The sequence below is a fragment of the Prevotella sp. MGM2 genome, assembly GCF_002933955.1.
Classification (GTDB): Bacteria; Bacteroidota; Bacteroidia; order Bacteroidales; family Bacteroidaceae; genus Alloprevotella.
In genome coordinates, this window is sequence record NZ_BEWW01000235.1 from 1 (window position 1) to 4,325 (window position 4,325).

Annotated in this window: 3 protein-coding genes and 1 pseudogene; all 4 read right to left on the minus strand. The window is 53.1% G+C overall.

Going from position 1 to position 4,325, the window contains the following annotated elements:
- Positions 1-76: 76 nt before the first annotated feature.
- Positions 77-988, minus strand: a complete 912-nt coding sequence (locus C5S62_RS05875; RefSeq protein WP_104404471.1) for a carbon-nitrogen hydrolase — start codon at positions 986-988, stop codon at positions 77-79.
- A gap of 26 nt (positions 989-1,014) precedes the next feature.
- Complete coding sequence (locus C5S62_RS05880) at positions 1,015-2,151, minus strand: agmatine deiminase family protein (protein WP_223301160.1); 1,137 nt, start codon at positions 2,149-2,151, stop codon at positions 1,015-1,017.
- Positions 2,152-2,220: 69 nt separating this feature from the next.
- On the minus strand, positions 2,221-3,834 hold the full coding sequence (locus C5S62_RS05885; protein ID WP_104404472.1) for a bifunctional UDP-sugar hydrolase/5'-nucleotidase: 1,614 nt from the start codon (positions 3,832-3,834) through the stop codon (positions 2,221-2,223).
- A gap of 53 nt (positions 3,835-3,887) precedes the next feature.
- Positions 3,888-4,325: pseudogene (gene fkp / locus C5S62_RS05890) on the minus strand (bifunctional fucokinase/L-fucose-1-P-guanylyltransferase); the annotation flags it as partial.

Here is a 4,325-nt window from a genome sequence, read left to right on the forward strand (position 1 = left end):
TCAAGGAGGCCTGACAGGCCGGTTTGCACATCACCGAAACCGGTTCGCGCTTATCTCCACAGCCGCTGCCACAGATTCACTCACCGTTCTTCCGGTCGATGAACCGGCGGCCAAGGTCCGAAAAACACTCTATGCGGCGGTCGCGCAGAAACGGCCACCACCGCCGTACGTTTTCGCTACGGCGCATGTCAATGTCTACCACGACATTGACTTCCTCGTCCTTGGGAGCGCGATAGAGCATCTCCCCCTGAGGCCCAGCCACAAAACTGCTGCCCCAGAACTGTATGCCGCGTGTCTGCCCCGACGGATCGGGTTCATGCCCGGTACGGTTGACGGCTACAACCGGCAGGCCATTGGCCACGGCGTGGCCGCGCTGCACTGTGGTCCATGCCTCGCGCTGGCGCTCCTGCTCCTGAGGCGTGTCACTGCTCTCATAGCCTATGGCCGTAGGGTAAATGAGTATGTCCGCCCCGGCAAGCGCCATCAGGCGCGCGCCTTCGGGATACCACTGGTCCCAACACACCTGTACCCCCAAACGGCCCACGCTCGTATCAATGGGGCGGAAGCCGAGGTCGCCGGGCGTGAAATAAAATTTCTCATAATAGGCGGGATCATCGGGTATGTGCATCTTTCGGTAAATGCCGGCCACGGAACCGTCACGCTCAAAGACAACGGCCGTGTTATGATAAAGTCCGGCTGCGCGGCGCTCAAACAATGACGTGACGAGCACAATGCCGTGACGGCGGGCCACTTGCGAATAAAAATCAGTGGAAGGCCCGGGAACAGGCTCGGCCAAATCAAAGTTATCCGTACTTTCTACCTGACAGAAGTAGAGCGAATTGTGCAGTTCTTGCAACACCACAAGCCTTGCCCCCTGTGAGGCTACCTGCGCTATATTGTCAGCCAGTTTCCGTTTGTTGGCCTCAATGTCGGCCGTACAACATTGTTGCACTATGCCTATGCGGAGAATGTTTTCAGTCTTTGTCATAAATGATTGCATCTGTTAAATAACGGTTATAAAACACCTTTGGGATACTGCATCGTGACGCAATGCAGCGAACCATGCTGGCGGATAAGCGCGCGGCAGTCCACGCCCACGACATCATACTGAGGGAATGCTTTCTGCAAGGCCCGCCCGGCTTCCATGTCCTTGTCCGGCTGATCATAAGTAGGATAAAGCACGGCTGTGTTGGTTATCAAAAAATTAGCGTAGGTGGCGGGCAAACGTTCACCATCTTCATCGTAAACCGCATCGGGCAGCGGAACGCTGACAAGGCGATAAGGCTCATTGCATGCGGTGCGGAAAGTCTGCAACTGCGCTTCCATCAGTTGCAGTTCGGCATAATGCTCATCGGCGGCATCGTGGCATTTCACATAAACTATCGTGTCATCCGGACAAAAACGGGCCAGCGTATCAACGTGTGAGTCCGTATCGTCGCCGGCCAGATAGCCGTGGTCAAGCCACAGGATACGTTCCACGCCAAAAGCCTCCTGAAGCCGCAAGGTGATTTGCCCTTTATCCATACCGGCATTGCGGTTGGGATTGAGCAGACAAGCCGAGGTTGTCAGCAACGTGCCAAGCCCGTCGCTCTCAATGCTTCCGCCTTCCAGTTCAAAGTCGAGCATATCGACATACTGCCCCCTCAGAAGGCCTGACTCAAAAAGCCGGCCGTTGATGGCATTATCCAAGCCGGCCTCAAACTTTCCGCCCCAACCGTTGAAACGGAAGTCGAGCAATTCGACTCCGGCCGTTCCCACAACGGTCAGGAAACCATGGTCGCGGGCCCATGTGTCGTTGGTCGGGCAACAAAAGTAGGTGATGTTGTCAGCAGCACGGCGCGGCAGTTTCTCCTCAATCAGCGCCTTCACGGCCGCCGGCTCGGGGGTCACCACCAGAAGATGGCTGCGGGTGGCTATTTCGAAGGCCAGACGCAAATAACAGGCCGTTACGTCTTCGAGCATATAAGCCCAGTCCGTAGCACTATGCGGCCAGGTGAGCTGGACAAAACTTTGAGGGAACCATTCTGCAGGAAGCATACGGCGATAGCGGTTGTCCGTTGTATCCATATCATCTCCTTTCAGAAACAAATCCAAATTAACATTACACTCGCCGGTGTTACCGGCAGAAAAAGGGAAAGAGAGCAAGCTCATTTTATCATCGTTTTTTTGTTTTCACATAAAGATCGAGTCCCCCAAAGACACAGGGAAACCGGAGTCATATTACTCTCCGATAATCTTAAAGGTATCGAGATAATTAATGAAAGCATCGGTGGTGTGAGGCAAATCGCAATTCTTCACTTCCTTGCCTTCAGGAAACAGTTCGGGCGCATACCCGTCGCCGCCTTTCGTAATAAACTCATCAACTACCAGATAGCAAGGCGTATCGTCAGCAATGGCGGTACGGCTCCCCTCCGGTCCGGCATAGGAGAGACGGATGACATCGCCTTCCGCATTGCGGCTGATGTCGAGCCAGGAGGTTTGCAGCCAGCCATATCTGTCGTTATGAAAACCAAAATCGACCAGCCTAAGCAACTCCTTACCAGTCATTTCATAAACACGCAATGCATTGGAAAAAGGCAGAGTCTCTCCCACATCGAGAACAGACACCGGACCGGCGGTAAAACCGGCGCGAATGCTGCCGAAATGGCTCGCTCCAACGACGATTGTTCCGGCACCCAAACCAGCTGCCCTACGAAAAGCTTCGGCATAGGCACGGCAAACCAGCGTACCGACTTCCGTCTGCCGGTACTTGGCATCGCGATTGTGGATAAAATCACGAGCGGCAACAGTCAGCCGGCGCCCTATCGGCGTACCGCCCGCTGTTACCGTATGCTTCAGGAGAAAGTCTATCTGATGTTGGAAATGGCGGGCGTCGCCTTCCAATGCGATATCAGGATTGACAGGACAAAGCTCCGGTACGACACCTGTCACTTCCATGCGGAGCGTATCCACGGACACTTTTAAAATACTGATGTATTCACCATGCCATTTTCCTTGAACCACGGGAATCTGTTCTTCATTGATACGGCCGCATACTTGCTGATGGGTGTGTGAAGAGAGAATGCCGTGCCACATGTTGCCGGACAGCCTCTTTAATTCTTCCGCGTCTCTGTCATCCCACACCGGTTGGTCTCCATCCGTTACAGTACCTATATGGGTCAGAAGCAAACGGACTGTAGCCTTCTCCAGCCCTTCGTAGCCGGAAAGATGCGTAATACTGTCCAAAACAGCCGTATATTTGCCGTCAAAGGATAAGCCTTTGAGTTTGGAAGAACTGGTCTGCTGCGGTGTGGAAGAGGCTATGAGGCCTGCCAGTCCTATGGTGACCGACTTTCCTCCCGGCAAATGAATTTTCCGTGTAACGAAGGGTTTGGCAAAGGCGGGAACAACACCTGAAGAATCGCGGACGTTAGCGCAGATATACTCCAGATCCCAGTCCTTCGGCCGCAGAGGGCTTCCCTGCCATTTGGCGGCAAGCGCAGCCTGCCCGTCATCGAACTCATGATTACCTATGGCCGAAAGGGTTATTCCCAATCCATCAAACAGAACGGGCAGCAACTCCCCTCGCGTAGCATTGTAAAAATAACTGCCGCCAAAATTGTCGCCGGCAGAGACTGTAAGATGATAGGGATAAAGCCTTTTCAAGGAGTCAAGTGTCTGCCAGAGAGCCGCTGCCCCCGGTATTTTCTTACTGTCATTGCGCACAAAGCTGCCATGAAAGTCGTTGACAGAAAAAACAGCCACAGTTATTTCGTTTCCCTTGCCGCTTTCCCAACAAGCGGTTGTCATCAGAATGACAATCAGCGCACAAGCGAAAGTTTGTATTTTCTTCATATCGGTCCTTATTCGAATATAGTTTGCAAACAATAAAAATTATCCTGCCTTTATCAAGAACGGCTCACCTGCATGCCTTTGTCTGACACGCTCATCCGGACAAAACGGGCATTAGGCGCCAAAGGATTTTCGGTGAGTAGTTTTCTTATGCGCCGGGCTGCCTCAGGGTCTTTGGCTATCATGTACATGAAGCCGCCACCGCCGGCGCCGGGCAATTTGTAACCCGCACAAAGATCGTCCACGCGGTGGCACAGCTCCTCTACGAGAGGAGGATTCGTTCCACTGTCAAGGGCTTTGTTCTGTTCCCATGTTTGACGCACCAAACGTCCCAAACGATTGAAATCGCCCAGTTGGAGAGTCTCATATACGGATAAAGCGTGCTGCTTCATTTCATCAAGCAAGGCCAAGTGCTCCGTATTGTTGAGAAACATCCCGCGCACTATTTCGGCCAGAATGTTTTTAGCCGTGCGGGTAAGTCCGGTGTAATAAAG

Coding starts and splice junctions, on each gene's coding strand:
- C5S62_RS05875 (WP_104404471.1), bottom strand. CDS start 988: ATGACAAAGACTGAAAACATTCTCCGCATAGGCATAGTGCAACAATGT.
- C5S62_RS05880 (WP_223301160.1), bottom strand. CDS start 2,151: ATGAGCTTGCTCTCTTTCCCTTTTTCTGCCGGTAACACCGGCGAGTGT.
- C5S62_RS05885 (WP_104404472.1), bottom strand. CDS start 3,834: ATGAAGAAAATACAAACTTTCGCTTGTGCGCTGATTGTCATTCTGATG.